This window comes from Treponema peruense, assembly GCF_016117655.1.
Taxonomy (GTDB): Bacteria; Spirochaetota; Spirochaetia; order Treponematales; family Treponemataceae; genus Treponema_D; species Treponema_D peruense.
In genome coordinates, this window is sequence record NZ_CP064936.1 from 1,406,614 (window position 1) to 1,423,346 (window position 16,733).

General features: G+C 43.2%; 15 protein-coding genes and 1 tRNA gene. 5 read left to right on the forward strand and 11 right to left on the reverse strand.

The genetic code is table 11. The features are described from left to right. Window positions 1-38 precede the first annotated feature (38 nt). Together IWA51_RS06495 and mfd are read right to left on the reverse strand one after the other, a co-directional pair. Window positions 39-224: a hypothetical protein gene (locus IWA51_RS06495; protein ID WP_198441834.1), complete on the reverse strand. Its 186-nt coding sequence runs from the start codon at window positions 222-224 to the stop codon at window positions 39-41. 186 nt (window positions 225-410) lie between these two features. Beyond that, entirely contained in the window at window positions 411-4,202 is a 3,792-nt protein-coding gene (gene mfd, locus IWA51_RS06500; RefSeq protein WP_230402622.1) for a transcription-repair coupling factor, read from the reverse strand. A 66-nt stretch (window positions 4,203-4,268) separates the two neighbouring features. Here mfd and IWA51_RS06505 point away from each other — a divergent pair, with 66 nt between their 5' ends. The 3 genes from IWA51_RS06505 to IWA51_RS06515 all read left to right on the forward strand — a co-directional run bounded on the left by IWA51_RS06505 (window position 4,269) and on the right by IWA51_RS06515 (window position 5,807). Beyond that, a complete protein-coding gene (locus IWA51_RS06505) occupies window positions 4,269-5,234 on the forward strand; it encodes a hypothetical protein (RefSeq protein ID WP_198441835.1) in 966 nt (321 codons plus the stop codon). Continuing rightward, window positions 5,234-5,656, forward strand: a complete 423-nt coding sequence (locus IWA51_RS06510; RefSeq protein WP_198441836.1) for a zinc ribbon domain-containing protein — start codon at window positions 5,234-5,236, stop codon at window positions 5,654-5,656. Before IWA51_RS06505 ends, IWA51_RS06510 begins: the two co-directional genes overlap by 1 nt. Before the next feature lie 69 nt (window positions 5,657-5,725). After that, a tRNA-Leu gene (locus tag IWA51_RS06515) sits at window positions 5,726-5,807 on the forward strand. Window positions 5,808-5,883: 76 nt separating this feature from the next. Here the strand turns inward: IWA51_RS06515 and IWA51_RS06520 are convergent. The 8 genes from IWA51_RS06520 to IWA51_RS06555 are packed head-to-tail and all read right to left on the reverse strand — an operon-like array spanning window position 5,884 to window position 13,376. Then, window positions 5,884-6,642: a pseudouridine synthase gene (locus tag IWA51_RS06520; RefSeq protein ID WP_177528006.1), complete on the reverse strand. Its 759-nt coding sequence runs from the start codon at window positions 6,640-6,642 to the stop codon at window positions 5,884-5,886. A 1-nt stretch (window position 6,643) separates the two neighbouring features. Beyond that, window positions 6,644-7,624 (reverse strand): RluA family pseudouridine synthase, encoded by a 981-nt coding sequence (locus IWA51_RS06525; RefSeq protein ID WP_177528007.1) that lies wholly within the window; start codon window positions 7,622-7,624, stop codon window positions 6,644-6,646. Next, complete coding sequence (locus tag IWA51_RS06530) at window positions 7,624-8,148, reverse strand: hypothetical protein (RefSeq protein WP_198441837.1); 525 nt, start codon at window positions 8,146-8,148, stop codon at window positions 7,624-7,626. Before IWA51_RS06530 ends, IWA51_RS06525 begins: the two co-directional genes overlap by 1 nt. Further along, a complete protein-coding gene (locus IWA51_RS06535) occupies window positions 8,145-8,882 on the reverse strand; it encodes a YggS family pyridoxal phosphate-dependent enzyme (RefSeq protein ID WP_198441838.1) in 738 nt (245 codons plus the stop codon). The genes IWA51_RS06530 and IWA51_RS06535 overlap by 4 nt, the downstream gene beginning before the upstream one ends. Next, window positions 8,879-9,760 (reverse strand): 16S rRNA (adenine(1518)-N(6)/adenine(1519)-N(6))-dimethyltransferase RsmA, encoded by an 882-nt coding sequence (gene rsmA / locus IWA51_RS06540; RefSeq protein WP_198441839.1) that lies wholly within the window; start codon window positions 9,758-9,760, stop codon window positions 8,879-8,881. Before rsmA ends, IWA51_RS06535 begins: the two co-directional genes overlap by 4 nt. Window positions 9,761-9,783: 23 nt before the next feature. Continuing rightward, window positions 9,784-11,058, reverse strand: coding sequence for a ComEC/Rec2 family competence protein (locus IWA51_RS06545; RefSeq protein WP_198441840.1), 1,275 nt, complete (start codon window positions 11,056-11,058; stop codon window positions 9,784-9,786). Further along, the gene (locus tag IWA51_RS06550; RefSeq protein WP_198441841.1) at window positions 11,052-12,242 is read right to left on the reverse strand and encodes a hypothetical protein; all 1,191 of its coding nucleotides are present in this window, start codon (window positions 12,240-12,242) and stop codon (window positions 11,052-11,054) included. Before IWA51_RS06550 ends, IWA51_RS06545 begins: the two co-directional genes overlap by 7 nt. 45 nt (window positions 12,243-12,287) lie before the next feature. After that, window positions 12,288-13,376, reverse strand: coding sequence for a PilZ domain-containing protein (locus IWA51_RS06555; RefSeq protein WP_198441842.1), 1,089 nt, complete (start codon window positions 13,374-13,376; stop codon window positions 12,288-12,290). A 37-nt stretch (window positions 13,377-13,413) separates the two neighbouring features. Here IWA51_RS06555 and IWA51_RS06560 point away from each other — a divergent pair, with 37 nt between their 5' ends. Beyond that, window positions 13,414-14,064: a CPBP family intramembrane glutamic endopeptidase gene (locus IWA51_RS06560; protein WP_198441843.1), complete on the forward strand. Its 651-nt coding sequence runs from the start codon at window positions 13,414-13,416 to the stop codon at window positions 14,062-14,064. A 94-nt stretch (window positions 14,065-14,158) separates the two neighbouring features. Continuing rightward, window positions 14,159-15,313 carry an alanine racemase gene (gene alr, locus IWA51_RS06565; RefSeq protein ID WP_198441844.1) on the forward strand — a complete coding sequence of 385 codons (1,155 nt, stop codon included), beginning with the start codon at window positions 14,159-14,161 and terminating at the stop codon, window positions 15,311-15,313. Window positions 15,314-15,344: 31 nt separating this feature from the next. Here alr and IWA51_RS06570 read toward each other — a convergent pair whose 3' ends face one another. Beyond that, the gene (locus IWA51_RS06570; RefSeq protein ID WP_198441845.1) at window positions 15,345-16,733 is read right to left on the reverse strand and encodes a bifunctional folylpolyglutamate synthase/dihydrofolate synthase; all 1,389 of its coding nucleotides are present in this window, start codon (window positions 16,731-16,733) and stop codon (window positions 15,345-15,347) included.

A 16,733-nucleotide genomic window follows, 5' to 3' on the forward strand; every position in this document is an offset into this window, starting at 1 on the left:
GTATAAGTTTTTGACAATAAAATTTTTGTTTCCTGCATCTAAGTATAAGTAAAGTAGGTCAAATCGTTACTTACTTCATAATCAGTTAATTCATAACTGACATCTTTTCTGTTTTGCTGAAGTGAAATAACTCCTTCAACTGCAAGTTTTTTTGAATCAAAAGTTTGTGCAAATAAAGATCCTGCCATTAAACTTGCACAGATAAAAGTAAAAAGCTTTTTCATTTTTTTATAACTCCTTTAATAAAGTAGTTAATTTTACCCCCCCCTTCACTTTGTCAATATTTTTATTTACATTTATAAAAGTTATTTTTTCAGAAATATTTTTTTTCAATAAAAAAAATCCCGAAACAAGTTCGGGATGGCAATCTGGGGCTTACTCGCAATCTGGTAACTCCTGCAAGTTTTTCTTCATGCAAGGAGCTGTTCCAGTTTTTCTTTGATAAAGTCACTTTTGGACTTTAGGTCTATGGACTTAGCTTCAAGAATAATTTTGTTGGGCTGGGCAGGATCCAGTTTTACACGTCCGGCGCTTGTCTGAATGAGTTTTAATATTTTATTTACGCTTATCTTTGACACATCAGAAAATTCTACATAGACAACACCGCGTTTTTCTTTAAGCGAACTTATTGAAAGCCTGTTGCAGATTATTCTGATTTTGGCCAGATTCAAAAGACTTGCCACTTCGTCGGGAACAGGACCGAATCTGTCCGAAAGTTCATCCCAGACTGAATCAAGATCGGCCTGTGTCTGAACGCCGGCAATTTTTTTGTACATTTCCATTTTTGTTTCGGCTTCACGGATATATGTGTCCGGAATAAAACCGGAATATTCAAGTTCAAGAAGGACTTCATCAGGTGCATGCCAATTGCTGTTTGAAAGACGCTCGATTGCAGAATTAAGCAGACTCAGATACATTTCGAACCCGACGGCATAAACTTCACCGCTCTGGTCTCTTCCCAAAAGGTTTCCTGCACCGCGTATTTCCATATCTTTCATGGCAATTTTAAAGCCCGAGCCCAGTTCTGTAAAATCGCTTATTACCTGAAGGCGTTTCATTGCAACTTCACTCAAAGCCTTGTTTTCGGGATAGAACAGATATGCATAGGCTTTTCTGTCGCTACGGCCTACTCTTCCCCTGAGCTGGTAAAGCTGGCTTACACCGTACATATCTGCGCGGTCAATGATTATTGTGTTTACGTTGGGAATATCTATTCCGTTTTCGATTATTGTAGTTGCAACAAGTACATGAAAGCCGCCCATCTTGAATCTTCTGAAAATATCATCCAGTTCTTCACTTGTCATCTGGCCGTGTGCTACATCTACAAGCATTTCAGGAACGAGGTTTTCTATTTTTCTGCGGGTATCTTCAAGTGTTTCGACACGGTTATGAAGATAAAAAACCTGCCCGCCCCTTTTTACTTCTGCACGGATTGCCATTGCAACTTTTTCGTCGCTGTATTCTTCTATTGCAGTTTCTATGGGCTGACGGTTCTGGGGCGGTGTTGTCAAAAGCGACATGTCTCTTATCTTGAGCATACTCATGTGAAGTGTACGCGGGATAGGTGTTGCACTCATGGCAAGACAGTCTATGTTTGTCTTCATTTCCTTGAGTTTTTCCTTGTCTTTTACACCAAAGCGCTGTTCCTCATCAATTATGAGAAGCCCCAGATCCTTGTACTTAACATCTTTCTGAAGAATCCTGTGCGTTCCGACAAGAATATCGACTCCTCCGGCAGAAAGACTTGCAATAATTTTTTTCTGTTCTGCAGGCGGAACAAATCTTGAAAGCTGTGCTATTCTTACCGGAAAATTTCTGAAGCGTTCAATGCAGTTTTCATAATGCTGTTCGGCAAGAATTGTTGTAGGCGCAAGAAAAGCAACCTGTTTTCCGCCCATGACGGCCTTGAAGGCTGCTCGCATAGCTATTTCTGTCTTTCCGTAACCTACATCGCCGCAGACAAGCCTGTCCATTGGAACGGGTTTTTCCATGTCTTCCTTGATTTCCTGTGTTGCAGAAAACTGGTCGGCGGTGTCTTCGTAAGGAAATGCAGCCTCGAATGCAGCGTTCCATTCAGTGTCTTTTGGAAAAGCATATCCGCGTGAAGCCTGTCTTTTTGAATAAAGGTCAATGAGCTTTTCTGCCATCTCCTCTACTTTCTGCTGAACTTTTGCCTTTCTTGCACTCCAGCTTTTTGAACCTATTCTGTCCAGCCTCGGGTGTTCGCTTTCACTTCCGATATAGCGCTGAACCATGTTTACCTGCTCAATCGGAACAAAGGCAAATTCTTCGTCGGCATATTCAAGTTTTATGTAGTCACGTTCGGTTCCCATCGCCTTAACGCGCTCAATGCCTTTGAACAAACCTATTCCGTAGTTAACGTGAACAACATAATCACCGGGGTTCAGTTCAACAAAAGTATCTATTGCCTTGGAACGGGCTTTTCTTATTGACTTTGGTGCGTTTCTCTTGCGTCCGAAAATTTCGTTTTCCTGAATGACAAGAATTTTTTCATCGGCAACAGAAAATCCCTGTGAAATGGAAAGCGGAAAAACTCTTACAGGAAAAACAGAAGTATCTGAAGGTTCTGTATAGTCTTTGATAATTTCATTTATTCTTAAAGCCTGATTGGGGTTGTCTGCAAAAACATAGATATTCCATCCTTCTTTTTGCAGTGTCGAAATGCGTTCCTTAAGATAATTGATGTTGCCGAAATAACTCTGCGGTGATTCAGAAGAAAGATGCAGTGAACTTTTGAAATAGTCATTGCCCAGAACTTCTGAATCCTGAACTTCATTTTCCATTCCACCGAGTTCTGATATTCCGTCAAGACTCTTGAATGCAAACGAACGTTCGTGTGTTTTTGCCAAAGAGAAAAAGTCAAAGAGCATGTAAGCAGGCATAAGAACCGGAATTGTCTGTCTGGCTGCCCTGTATGACTTGGAATATTCGTTTTCCATAAGACGCATTGCATTTACAAGGCGGTCCCAGTCATAAAAAAAGACGTAAGAAGAGTTTCCTGCGTAGTCCAAAAGCGAATACTGTCTGTTCCAGAGAACTCCGTAGAATAACTCTTCGCCTTCTGTCTGGCGTGCTACCGAAAGTTCGGTAAGAATATGGTCTTTTTGGGCACGAGACATATCTGTAAGCGCCAAATGAACGCTTGTACTACCAACTGTTCGTAAGTTATTTACACCGGCAAAATCACCAAAAGCATTTTCTAAACTATCGTTAGTTAATTCCAACGACCGTTCGTTAGTATATAAACTACCGTTCGTTTGACATTCTGTCCCTAGAACAACGGCTCTTCCCTTTCTGCGCTGTTCATCAAAGCCTGCAAAATCATTGATTATTCCGTCTTTGTCTTCCTGGTCAAGTATGTTTTCGAGCTTTTGGGTAAGTTCATCTGTCCATACAACTTCCTTCATGGGATAAACCAGAAGATAATCTATGTTTTCTTTTGAAGACTGCGACTCAAAATCAAATACTTTAATCTGGTCAATCACATCAAAGTCAAATACGACTCTGTGCGGGAACTGTTCACCCGGCATGAAAAAGTCCAGAACTTCACCGCGTACGGCAAATTCACCCTTCATTCCAACTCTGGGAACTCTTGTATAACCCAGGGCCGACAGCTGTTCGGCAAGTTTTTCTATATCGTATTCACCGCCTTTCCTTAAGCTTATGCTCAGAGAACGCATATATTCAGGCGGCGGAACAGGTGTAAGAAAAGAACGCTCGGGTACAATAAAAATGCGCGGCTTTTGCGACCGGCTGTTTTTGCATGCCATTTTTGACAGAACACCTGCACGTTCACCAAAAACAGACGAACCTTTTGCGGCCGGCCTGTAAGGAAGTGTTCCCCACCACGGAAGCTTGTGTATTTCAAATTTTGATTCGGTTATAGTCTGAAGATCCGACTCGCACTCATCTGCTTCTTTCTGCGTGGAAACAACAATATACATATCTCTGACATCCGCTTTTCCGCCGCCCGAATACTGCTGGTCGTGTATTGCGTTAAGTACAGTTCTGTCCATAAACTGCGAGACAAAAAATCCCGGAAGGCTTCCGCGCAGTCCGTTTATCTGTACCGGTGACTGAACTGTTCCGTCTGCAGCTGCAATTACTGCATCATGCATTTCTTTCCATGCAGAGACAAGCGCTATAAGAGAATTTGTGGATTTTGCAGATAATGAATTCATGTTAATATTCCGATATAATAGAAAAGCCGGCTTAAAATTCCAGCGGCTCTTACAGGAGATTTTACCGTGAAACGCACAGTTCTTGCCATTATAGCCATTTTTAGTATTTTTGCCCATAGCGTAAGTGCACAAAACAATATTCCGCCGGACGCGGATGTTTCGATAAAATTTTACGACAGAACAATGTATTACCCCGGAGAAGTAGAATCAAATCCTGTTTATATACACGTAACCGTAGCAAACAACGGCTCTGATACCTTAAGGTTCAAACTAGCCGATGACCGTATGTTTTCCATAGATTTTTCTGTTTTTAACGTAAGAAATTCACGTCTTTCAGATACCGAAGCGCTGACAAGAAAAAGAACAACAAACAGAACAGTATACTTCCGCGAGATTTCACTGGAACCGGGTGAATCCTACTCTTTTGTAGAAAACCTCAAGCATTATGTTCAGATAGACAATCCTTCGGTCTACTATGTTGAAATGAATTTCTACCCTGAACTTTACCGCAACAAAACAAATTATGTTTCTTCAAACCGCCTGAGTCTTGAAATAAGACCCTCGCCTTCTGCTGCTGCTTCTACGGCAATTCCCGTACACTCTTCAAGTGCTGCCGTTCTGCGTCCGGAAGAAATCGGCCCAGACAAGGTTGTTGAACAGACGATTATTGCAAGACAGAAAAGTCTCTGGGACCAGTTTTTCCTGTATATAAACCTTGAAGAAATACTCAAAAGGGATCCTTCAAGACGCCGCAGGTACAACAACGTAAGCGCCGATGAACGTGAAAGAATGATTGCTTCATACAAGGCAGATCTTATGCAGCAGCGCATTGATCACGACATTGTTGCCATTCCGTCACGGTTTGAAATTGAAACTACAATGTATTCCAAAACAGATGGTTCTGTCAAAGTTCTGGAATGGTTTGACAACAATACCTTTACCGAAAAAAAACGCTATACCTATTATGTAAGGCAGCGTGACGGAATCTGGGAAATTTACGATTACACAGTTGACAATCTTGGAACAGAATAATGGCTTCAAAAAAGAATGATTCTGCAAAAAAAGCCAAATATTTCTGCGAAAACTGCGGTTCTGAAGTAGCTGCAAAAGCAAGATTCTGCCCTTCGTGCGGAAAATTTTTTGCGGCAGTCAGATGCCCTTCATGCGGCCACACTGGAACTGTAAAAGACTTTGCTTTGGGCTGTCCTGTATGTCACTATGCAATGAGCCATTCTGAAATTTACGGAGACGGCGACAGTGAAACTTCCCTTGATGCAAGAAAACACAGACTTTCGGGAAAGTCGCGCCGCGCAATAGACAGGGCATTTTCTGAACATGAAAAAAGAACCGGTGGAAACACAGACAGCGGCGCTCCAGCATGGCTTTTTGTAGTAACTATTGCCGTTCTTATAATAATGTTTGTGCTTTTGTTTTTTAGATGCAAAGAATTTTAATTTTCTGATGCGGAATAAGGCGACGGTTATTGACAGACAAATGCATTTTGTGTTAAAATAAACGCACTTGCCCGGATGGTGGAATTGGTAGACACGCTAGTTTCAGGTACTAGTGCCTCACGGCATGCCTGTTCAAGTCAGGTTCCGGGCAGATTCAAGACTCCGAAAGGAGTCTTTTTTTTTATGTCTGCGTGTTTTTTTATTTACCCAGCATCGTGGATTTGGATTTAAACAAGGGAAAATATTTCTTTTTTACCTGTTACCGGATTGGGAAATTCAATTTTTACCGCACTAAAATCAAAGCTTTCTTCTGGGGTACAGTCCGGGTTATAACAGGGGTCGTACAATGGGTCGTTTCTGACGGGAATCCCCAGCCATGCAAGGTGACAGCGTACCTGGTGTCTGTAACCGCTTGTAATTGAACAGAATATCTCTGCAGTATCTGAAGCCAGGCATTTCTTTGCACAAATTACGGTACTGTATTCTTTGCCGGACGCTTTTTTTCTTGCGGCTTCACCAGAGTATTCTGTAACAGGGCGCACCTGCTTTGAGCCGGCAGAATAAGGACGAAATTTTGATTTCACCGTATAATTTTGTTTACATGTTAAGAAACTTTCTATATTAAAATCATGCGGTAAAGGCGCAAAACCGCACTGCTCCTGTCCTTTAAGCTGACGGCAGACTGCCCTGTATGTTTTTACAAAAAGACCGCTGTCCTGGGCCGTAGAAAGACTTTCGTATGCAGCCTGTGTCGACGCAACAAGAAGCAACCCACTTGTAAGAGTGTCAATTCTGTGCAGAAGGCCGTGTTCGCAGGGCTTTTTTCCATTTACACCAAGTAGAAAAGGATAAACCGCCGCTGCCCGTGTAAACGCGCTGTCATCACCTTCGTAAAGAGGCGCTGAGGGTAAAAAACGAGGTTTGTCTATTACTGCGAAAGGTTCATCGTCTGAAGGCACATGTATAATTCTTATATCACCCATCATTTTATTTTTCTTCTGGAATTATTGCCTTTTTGAAATCCCTATGCAGGACTTTCAGAACTTCTATAAATCTTTTTGGAGTCGGTGATTTGAAGAATGAAAGTTTTTTCTGGCCGGGAAGTCTTATTCCAAGCAGGGCTGCATTAAGCATGAGCGTTGCCTTTGGAAACTTTTTGTCGGGTTTTGAATAGATTCCGTCTCCAAGGATGGGACAGTTAAGGTACTTCATGTGTACCCTTATCTGGTGCGTGCGGCCTGTAGCAAGGCGTACTCTTATGAGCGAATATTCCCCGTAACAGCAGATGCATCTGTATGCTGTCTCGGCATATTTTCCTTCACCGGTTGCAGTAACCGCTTTGAAACGCCGCCTGTTTTTTGGATCCCTTATAATCTGTGTTTTGATTACACCCTGTCTGTGGGCGGGACGGCCGGTACAGATGGCAATGTATTCCTTGACCATATGGCGGTGGTCACGGAACTGGGCAGAAAGCCATTCTTCACTGTCGCGGTTTTTTGCAGTAATGATAATGCCCGATGTTTCTTTGTCCAAGCGGTGTACAATACCGGGACGGCGGTTTGCAAGAATAGCCGAAGGGGGGCCTTCCAGAAGTTCAGGGATTTTCTGGCGGCCCCAGTGGAATAAAAGTGCGTTTACAAGTGTTTCTGTCCAGTTTCCGCAGGCGGGATGTGTTACCATGCCCTGCTCTTTGTTAACGACACAGACATTTTCATCTTCGTATACAATATTAAGGGGAATATCCTGCGGTTCTATATCGTCCGGAATCTGGTCTTCCCATTCTATGTCTATCTGGTCAGAGGCCTTTATTTTGAACGAAATTTTCTGTTTTTTTCCGTTTACAAGAATGTTTGTAAGACCGCTTTTAAGACGGCTTCTGTTCATTCCGTTGGGAAGAGAAGCTATATATTTGTCAAGACGCTCACCGCCCGTGTAGTCAGGGGGAACTTTTGCAGAAAAATACGGCATTATTCAGACAATTCCCCGCTGTCCTGTGGCTGTGGCGGTTCATCAGGTGGCGGCAGCTCTAAAGGCGGCGGGTCAACAGGCTGTTCCAAAACCGGGTACACAGGTGTAACTGTAATGGAAGATCCGTTCAGTTCTGCATTGCGGCGGCTGTTATTGATATTGATTATTCTGTTTATAATAAAATCGACAATTCCGATAACGCAACTGATTCCGAGTGACATTCCGAAAATTTTAAGTTGCTCTTCCGAAGAAAATGAGTTGCCGCTTTTGTCCAAGGGATTCGGAAAAGAAGATGTTGAGCCCGTAAAATAAAGGTAGGAACCATAACCCATGGTAACACCGATTGTAACAAAAGGGAGCGAACCGAACGAGACTATTTCTGCACGGCGCAAATCCTTTGACCACTGGGGAAACTCATTTTTATCATAAGGGACAGGCTCCGTAGAAGAAGCTGAATCAGGGAAAACAGGTACATTAATTAAAAGAAGAATAGCCGCCACAATGACAGCAGTTCGCTTTATCATGCGCTGTACTCCCTCTCGCCAAAAAGTGCCGTACCTATTCTGACCATAGTACTTCCTTCTTCGATGGCAATTTTATAGTCACCGCTCATTCCCATGCTCAGTTCATTGATATTAAGTGCGGGAAAAAGAGATGCGAGTTTTTCTTTTAACAGCCTGAGTCTTTCAAACGATTTTCCTATAAGAATTTTATCTTCTGTAAAAGGAGCCATCGTCATAAGCCCAGCCGGAACAATATGGGAAAAGTCTCCGTCGGCAATTTTCTGCACAGACTCAATAAGTTCGTCTTCCGAACCGTAACCCGACTTTGAGTCTTCGGCCGTGTGAAGTTCAAAAAAAACATTAATTTTTTTGTCCAGCTTGGAACACTGCTTTTCTATTTCTGAAAGAAGTTCTTCGCGGTCAACAGACTGAATGCACGAGGCAATCTGAACGGCTTTTTTTACTTTGTTAAGCTGAAGGCTTCCTATTATGTGAAGCTGCGGCTGCAAAAGGGTCCCGTCTGTAACCTGGGGCAGACTCCGGATCGAATTGAATTTTTCAAAAGCTTCCTGAACACGGTTTTCGCCAAAAAGTGTCTGGTGACATTCGAGGGCATCAACTACACTTTCCAAAGGGTGGAATTTGCTTACTGCACAAAGCTTTACACTTCCTGGAGCCCTGCCTGAGTTAAGCTCGGCATTTTTTATGTCTTCTCTGATTTTTGAAAAATTATCTGCAATCTGCTGTTTTGTCATTCTGCACTCCGGCTGTCAATTATAGCAGAAGCGACAGTGTCGGACAAGCGAATAAAATCCTGCGCCGAAAGATTTTCTGCCCTGTCCGAACCTTTGACACCTGCTGCTGCAAAAAGCGGTTCACTGTCCATTCCTTTTGGAAGAACGGCTTTTATGTTGTTTGCAATGGTTTTTCTTCTGCTGGCAAAAAGTGCGTGAACAAGTTTTGTAAACATTTTGGGATCTTTGCACTCATACGGAACGGCCTTTTTTGTCATGATAACAGACTGCGAAGCAACATTCGGACGCGGCCAGAAGTTACCTGGAGCGAGTTCTATTCCGCATCTGACGTCGTACCCCCACTGGCAGAGCACGCTGAACGAAGAATAGTTTTCTGTTCCCGGAGCGGCAGCCATTCTCTGTGCCACTTCTTTCTGTACTGTAAAGACGCATCTGTCAAAAACAAGTCCGCCGGTAATTGTGTCTGCAATAAAAGTTGCGGCAATATTATACGGAAGATTTCCCGAAAGTTTAACCGGCCGTTCAGATTCCTGAAGCTGCTTTTTCCATGTTTTAAGAACATCACCTTCAACTATTCTGAAAGTATTTTTCTTTGCATAGTCCGAAAAGAATTCCCTAAGCATTCCTATAAAACCGCGGTCAATTTCGAATACAGTAAGATTTGAACCGCGCTTAAGTATATCTTCTGTCATGCAACCGAGGCCGGGCCCTATTTCCCATACAACTTCCCCTTCTGACGGAGAAAGTTCGTCAATAATTCTTTTTCTTGCGGCAGGATTTACCATGAAATTCTGGCCGAATTTTTTTTGCATTGCCATTCCGTTTTCATCAAGCAGCTTCTTGAGGGCGGAAGGTGAATTGTAGTCAGGACGGTTCATATTTTTTCCAACTTAATCAGATTTCAGGTAATCTCTACAGGCGGAACCATGGCAAAAAAGCGTACCATTCCGCAGATTACAGCATATATAAGTCTTATTATAGCGCCAAATGGGTATGAAAGAAAAGGCATTAAAAGGCATAAAAGTACCGCCGCTACAGATACTGTCAAAAAAACACTTACTGCCGGAGTCACCGCAACCGAAGCGATTATTCCTACAGGCATGAACATACCAAAAAGGCTTATGCTTACAGGAATTGTCGCAGTCTGGGCTCCGACAGAAGCAGAAAGAGAGTCTGCGATTGGCACTGGAAGAAACCACCTTACAAAACAGGACAAACAGTCTGCTGCCAGAAGTATTCCCGCAAGTGCACCGTATGAAAGCATAAAGGCCGCAGAATGTACGTCAGACGGAACAGCAACCGTGTGGACAAGAAAAGATGCACCAAGAACGGCAAGAGAGTCTACAGGTCCGCAAAAAACAGCACTGCATAAAAGCGTCAGAAGCGAACACAAAAGAGCCCTGAAAAGCGACGGTGAAAGTCCTGCAAACCACACAAAAAAAAGAATACCTGCAAGACGAGCAAAAAGCAGATATCTTTTTCCGAAAACCCGGCGGCCGCTCCCACCCGTAAGTCCTGCAAAAAATGAAAGATGCATTCCGCTCAGGGCAAGAACATGTGAAAGACCTGCAAGCTTAAAGTCATCACCGACACTTTTATTTACATATTCCCGCGAACCCGACAGAAGTGAGAGCACAAGGCCGCCGGCATCTCCCCACGAAAACAAAAGTCTTTTTAAGGCAAGACGGCACAGCGAGCGGAATCTGAGGATTTTTCCCTTAAGCCCCGGAGAATGTCCCAGAGAAGCAGCTTCTTTTACAAGAAACATTCCTGAAGAAGAAAGCCATTTTCCAGAACACGCAATTTTTTCACCGGACTCAAGCAGAACGCTTTTGTTTGAAAGTGAATAAAGTTTTCCGGGGTAAACGGCTTCTGCGATTTTTGAAGGAACAAGAAGCTTGATTTTTCCGCGGGCACAAAGCTGAATGTCTGTTTGTGAAACGGCGGCCGTGGCACTGTCTGCGCAGAGCATCACGGAATAATACTTTCCTGACGAAACAACAGAAGCATTCGAAGCAACAGTTCCGCAAAGGGAAGTAACACTTTCCATTCGGGCAGGAACGTAAAAAGGCGGCGTAAGCGGGCTTTTTACAAAGCCTGAATAGATGAAAACGGCACAAACAAATGCCGCAATTATCAAAGGATTGGCGAATCTTGCTTTTAGTTTTTCTACCACTTAAGCTTGGCTAGGGCTTCTCTTGCTGCCGTCGTTACAGTTTCAGGATAATCAAGATACGTTACATAAAGCAGATAGTCGAAGGCAGATTTGTCGCCCAGACCTCCCAGAGCATTGATTACGGAAAGCACAACGGCTTCAACAGGAGCTTTATTCTGTTCTGTGCTCTTGTTAAGAAAATCCAGATAGGACGAAAGAACCTGGCCGGTATCGCTTGTAGCAACCGCAGCAATATTTGTGATTGCCATGGCAAATTCCTGTGCCGTAACAAGATTCTTTTCGTATTCCATTCTTATTGCAGAAAAACTGTCTGTTGCAAGCTTTGCAGCCCTTGTCCACTTTGTCTGTGCTATTGTAGAAAGCGAAAGAAGCTGCAGTGCAATCTGCTCTGAAGAAATTTCTGAATCTTCCCCTAAATTATATATAGCCTCTGAAAGTGCATTTTCGGCAACTTCTCCGCAAATTTTTTTTGAAATCTGCGGATTTGTATTCATTTTGTCAAGAACAACAAGTTTTTTTTCTACCGGAACAGCAGAAAGTATGTTAAGTATTTCTTTTTCACTGTCTTTTGCCAGTGCGCCGTAAGAATCAGAAAGTGTGTCCTTAAGTTCGGGCCAGACATCAAGAATATCTGCTATAAAAAGAATATTAAAGGAGTTTCCGTTGCCCAGTATTTTAAGGGATTCAACGGCTTTTACAAGAACAGCATCAGAAGGAGAGCCGTCCTGCATTTTTTGCGAAACATAGGCATTTACCATAGAAACATTCGCTGCAGAAGGAAACATCGGCAGTGTTTCAAGAACAGCTGTCTTTATTGCGGCAGAAGAAAATGTCCTGAACGCGTCACCAAGTTTAAGTGATATTTCCTTGTCAAAAGAAAGCCCTATTCCCGTAGAAAACACGCGCACACATTCCCCGGCAAGAAGATTAAGTTCTTCATCATCACCAAGGGTTTTATGTGATTCAAGTGCAAAATCCATTGCAGAAAGAACAAAAGCGCAGTCACCGACAGATGCAGCTTCTTTTACGCTGTGAGTTTTTGCCGCAAGATCACCGCGCACAAATTCAATCCTGTAGGAAGGAATTTTCTGTACAGCATCCTGCGCAAATGCAGAAAAAACAGTACAGGCGGCTGACAAAAGAAAAACTGCAACTTTTTTGGAAAATATAATAATTCTTTTCATCTGCTGTAAATATTACTCCAGGTCTTTACAAAAGTCTATATCAAATCAGGACTGAGCCGAATCAGGTTTTTCAGAAGGATTGTCTTCTTCCTCTGTCGCAAGTTCAAGGGCATCATGAACGTCTTTCTGTTCCTGCGGAATAATATTGTAAACGTAAGTCAGAATTGAATTGCGCATCGAAGGGTCTATGTGGGTACATTCAAAATGAAGCCGCGACTGGTTCAATGCCGCATTGTATTCAACATCACGGACTACCCCATACATCATTATAAGTATTCCTTCAAGCTGGAACTGAAGTTTTATTCTTACGTTCTTGTGTCCTTTTCCACCGGTTCTGATGAGTGCACCGTCTTCGCTTATGTCTTCAAGAAGGCACTTGAATCCATCCTGGGTATCTACAGCACTGTAGTCAGTAACTTCGCTCTTTATTATAAAAAGCTGCGCATATATTTCGCATTTACACCTTATTGACTGGCGTTTCTGCGAGCGTACAAGATCTGACGACTGTTTCAGAAAAAGGACACTTTCGCTTCTGAAAAATCCAGACCCCAGAACTGTAGTCGTAAACGAATAGGCTGCATCTTCCTTTCGCCAAAGGTATACGGAAATGTCTGCAAGCTCCCAGTCTTTTCCGGGAATAACCACCGGAACACCGCTGCCCTTTATTCTCTGTGACGGAAGGGTTACGGCGAGTTCGCGTGCACTGTTTACTACTTTTGAATTGAATACGCCCTTTCCCTTGAGGATTATACTGAGCCGCTGTCCCGGAACCAGATATTTTGTGCTTTCAAGGCCGTGCTTTTTGTCGGAAGCAAGGGCTATCCTTGTACGGAATTTATAGAGATTTTCAAGAAGTTTCTGAACCTTGAAGGTATTTTCTGTTCCGTCGCGGCGTGATTTTGCTATAAGCAAGGAGATGCATCTGTTCATAAGCGGAATGGAAACAAACAGGGACTGCGGATCTTTGATTTTGCACTTTTTTGCCAGCTTCCACATGGTTGAAATTTCTACATGGAGAAAACCGTAGTCATAGCCTTTTGCAAAAAATTTAATCTTGTCGCTGAATAAAACACATATTCTTGCAAGAACCGCTACGACAGAGAGTGTAACGATGATAGGAACAAAAATATTCAATTTGACGTCTCCAACACTTTATTGTATCATATTCCGCATGAAAAAAAAATATCTTGCCGCTGAATTTGCCGCAATTTTTATACTTTTTGCACTCCCGCCGCTGTTTGCAAAACAACCTTCATCTGCTGTAATTCCATGGAAAACCGGGCTCAACACGCTTGTCCAGCTTGCAGTGGCTGCACTTCTTGACGTTCAGTGCGGCCGTACAAAGGCTTTTTTCAAAACAAGAGGCTTCAAAAGTGCTGTTTCACTTCTTGTCTGGTGGCCGCTTTCTTTAGGAACAATGATGCTGGTCTATGCCGCCGTATGCCTGGTCTGCGCGCTTGTTCCGGGTGGAAAAATGTTTTATGCAGCACAGTCTGTTCCTTCGGCTGCACTCCAGTGGGGTATGCTTGCGGTAAACCTTGCGGCCGGTGCTTTTTATGAGGAAGTTCTTTACCGCGAATTTCTTCCCGAAACTGCCATTTTGCTTGGAGCCGGCGGCAGGTTAAGAATTGCGGCTGAAGTTACGGTAATTGCTGTTTTTGCGTTTTCACACCTTTATATGGGAATTCCGGCCGTGGTCAATGCGGCACTCTGCGGTACGGTTTTGCGACTGTGCTTTGTAAAAACAGGTTCTGTTGCCGCGGGATTTCTGGCACACTTTACATACAATATGCTTGTTATGGTTTTCTGCGCCCTTGTCTAAAAGCCGCTGAAGGTACAGAAAGGCCGTTTTTTACAAACGCGGATTTTTTTTTGTTGTTGCATAATTTGTGCATTTGTCTAAAATGTAAATTATTATGAGAGCAACAAAAGCAATTATTCATCTTGACAACCTTAAAAGCAATATAAAGAACATAAAGTCCTTTACAGATCCGTCGCATACAAAAATGTGTGTTGCAGTCAAAGCCGATGCATACGGTCACGGTGCCGTACAATGCGCAAAGGCAGTACTTGAAGCAGGAGCTGACTTTCTTGCGGTTGCTACAGTCGATGAAGGTGCAGAACTCAGGCAGGCAGGAATAAAAGCCCCTGTTCTTATGCTGAGTCTGTGCTGTCCCGAAGAAGTACCGCAAGCCGTAAAAAATGACATTACCCCGCTGGTGTTTGACACGGACTATGCAGAGCTTTTTTCAAAAGAAGCGGTGGCACAGGGAAAAGACAATTATGCCGTTCACCTTGCTGTAGATACAGGAATGGGCAGAATAGGCGTTCTTCCTGAAGATGCGGGAAAAGCGGCAGAAGCAATCCTTTCATACAAAAATCTTTCACTCGGCGGAATGTGCACGCATTTTGCGGTAAGTGACTGTACTGACGAAGAAAGCCGCAGGTACACAAAGCTTCAGTTTTCGCGTTTTGAGGAAGCTGTCGGCAATGTAAAAAAAAGCGGTATTGACCCCGGAATAAGACACTGTTGCAACAGCGCGGCTACCCTTGACCTTAGGGAATGCCACCTGGACATGGTAAGACCCGGAATCATTGCGTACGGATACTACCCCGGAGACATGAACAGCGATTATTTTACACAAAAAGGAACACCGGTAGAACTAAAACCCGTAATGACCCTTGAAAGCAAAGTCTGTGCCGTAAGGCCTTTCACCAGCGGAAAAAGCGTCGGTTACGGAAGAACATGGACGTCGGACAGCGAAACAGACATCGGTGTCCTTACGCTTGGATACGCAGACGGTATGCTCAGAAAATTCTCTTCAGCCGGAATATGCGTGGCTGTAGACGGAAAGGTATACCCTGTAAGAGGAAGAATATGCATGGATCAGTGCATGATAGATCTGGGACTGAACTCCGGTGTAAAAAGATGGGACAGGGCCGTAATCTTCGGGGACAGGCGCGACGGTGCTTTACAGACAGCAGACGACATTGCCCGCCTTACCGGAACAATTTCCTACGAAATCACATCATGCATCACAAAACGTGTTCCGCGGGTTTATACTGAATAAAACAGGTTTTCTGTTCCTGAAAAAAAATTGTCTAGCAGGTGCACTTAAGGCCCGAAAGGTATTTTTTGACTTCGGCAACAAGATAAAAAGAGCCGGTAACCAAAAGGGTTGCGCCTGAATGACAGGCCTTTTCCAGGGCAAGTTTTATGGCTCTGTTGTAGTCCGAACAGACCGTACACTCTTCATTTGCCGCATTAAAGGCAAGTTCGGCTCTCTTGACGTCAGAAGCCTTTGCATCGCCCGGTTTTGTTATGATAATGTCAGAAAATTTTCCTGAAAAAAGAGGCGCGATGTCTTCAACATCCTTGTCGGCGGCACATGCAAAAAGAAGATGTGCAGTACTGCCGCTTTTGTTTCCGAACAGTTTTTCAAACGTATCCACGGTAAACGAAACACTTTTTACGGTATGAGCCCCGTCCAGAATAATCTGCGGTATGCGTGAATAACATTCCGGGGCGTGTGTAATTTCAAATCTTCCGGGAAGAACAGCTTCTGAAAGACCTTTTTCTATAACAGATTCGTCCAGTTCGGGAATAACGTATTTTACTGCAAGGGCAGCAAGTGCTGCATTCTGTGCCTGGAATTCACCCAAAAGCCTTAAATCTACAGAAAGCGGCCTTTTGAATTTGTCAGAAGAGATTACATTGTGCATGAAAGTATGGGTTTTGCCGTTTTCCTGTCTGGTTTTATAGACGACTTCAGAAACTTTCGATACTTCATCAACAAATTCTATTTCTGCATTTTTTTCACGGGCAATCTTTCTGAATACATCCTTTACAGAATCTTTCTGGCCTGCAACAATTACCGGTATCCCATTTTTAATTATTCCGCCTTTTTCGAAGGCAATTTTTTCTACCGTATCGCCAAGGAATTCCGTGTGTTCCAGTTCTATAGCAGAAATACAGGAACAGACGGGTGTGATAATGTTTGTAGAGTCAAGTCTTCCGCCAAGACCTACTTCGTAAACTGAATAATCTGTACCCGCGTTTTTAAAGCAAACCATTGCAAACAGAGTAACTATCTCAAACCATGTCAGAGACCTTTCACCGGGCAAATCAGTTTTCATGATGGAATCAATTCCGCCCATTACTTCTGAAGCAGACTTTGCGTATATTTCTTCTGGAAAAACACCCTGTACTGTTCTTATGCGCTCTGAAAAATCGACAATATGCGGTGAAGAATAAACACCCGTGTATTTTCCAGCGGCTGTGAGTATTGACGCAATCATTGCAGAAACAGAACCTTTGCCTTTGGAACCGGCTACATGAAAAGACGGGCAACTGTTCTGCGGATTACCGAATCTTTTACACAGAAACTGCATTGTATCAAGCCAAAAGATGTTTTTTTGCGGCGTTTTTTCAAAATTCAGGTAACCGTCAACCCATTCGCAAAAAACAGACAATGCCGATTTGTTTACCAT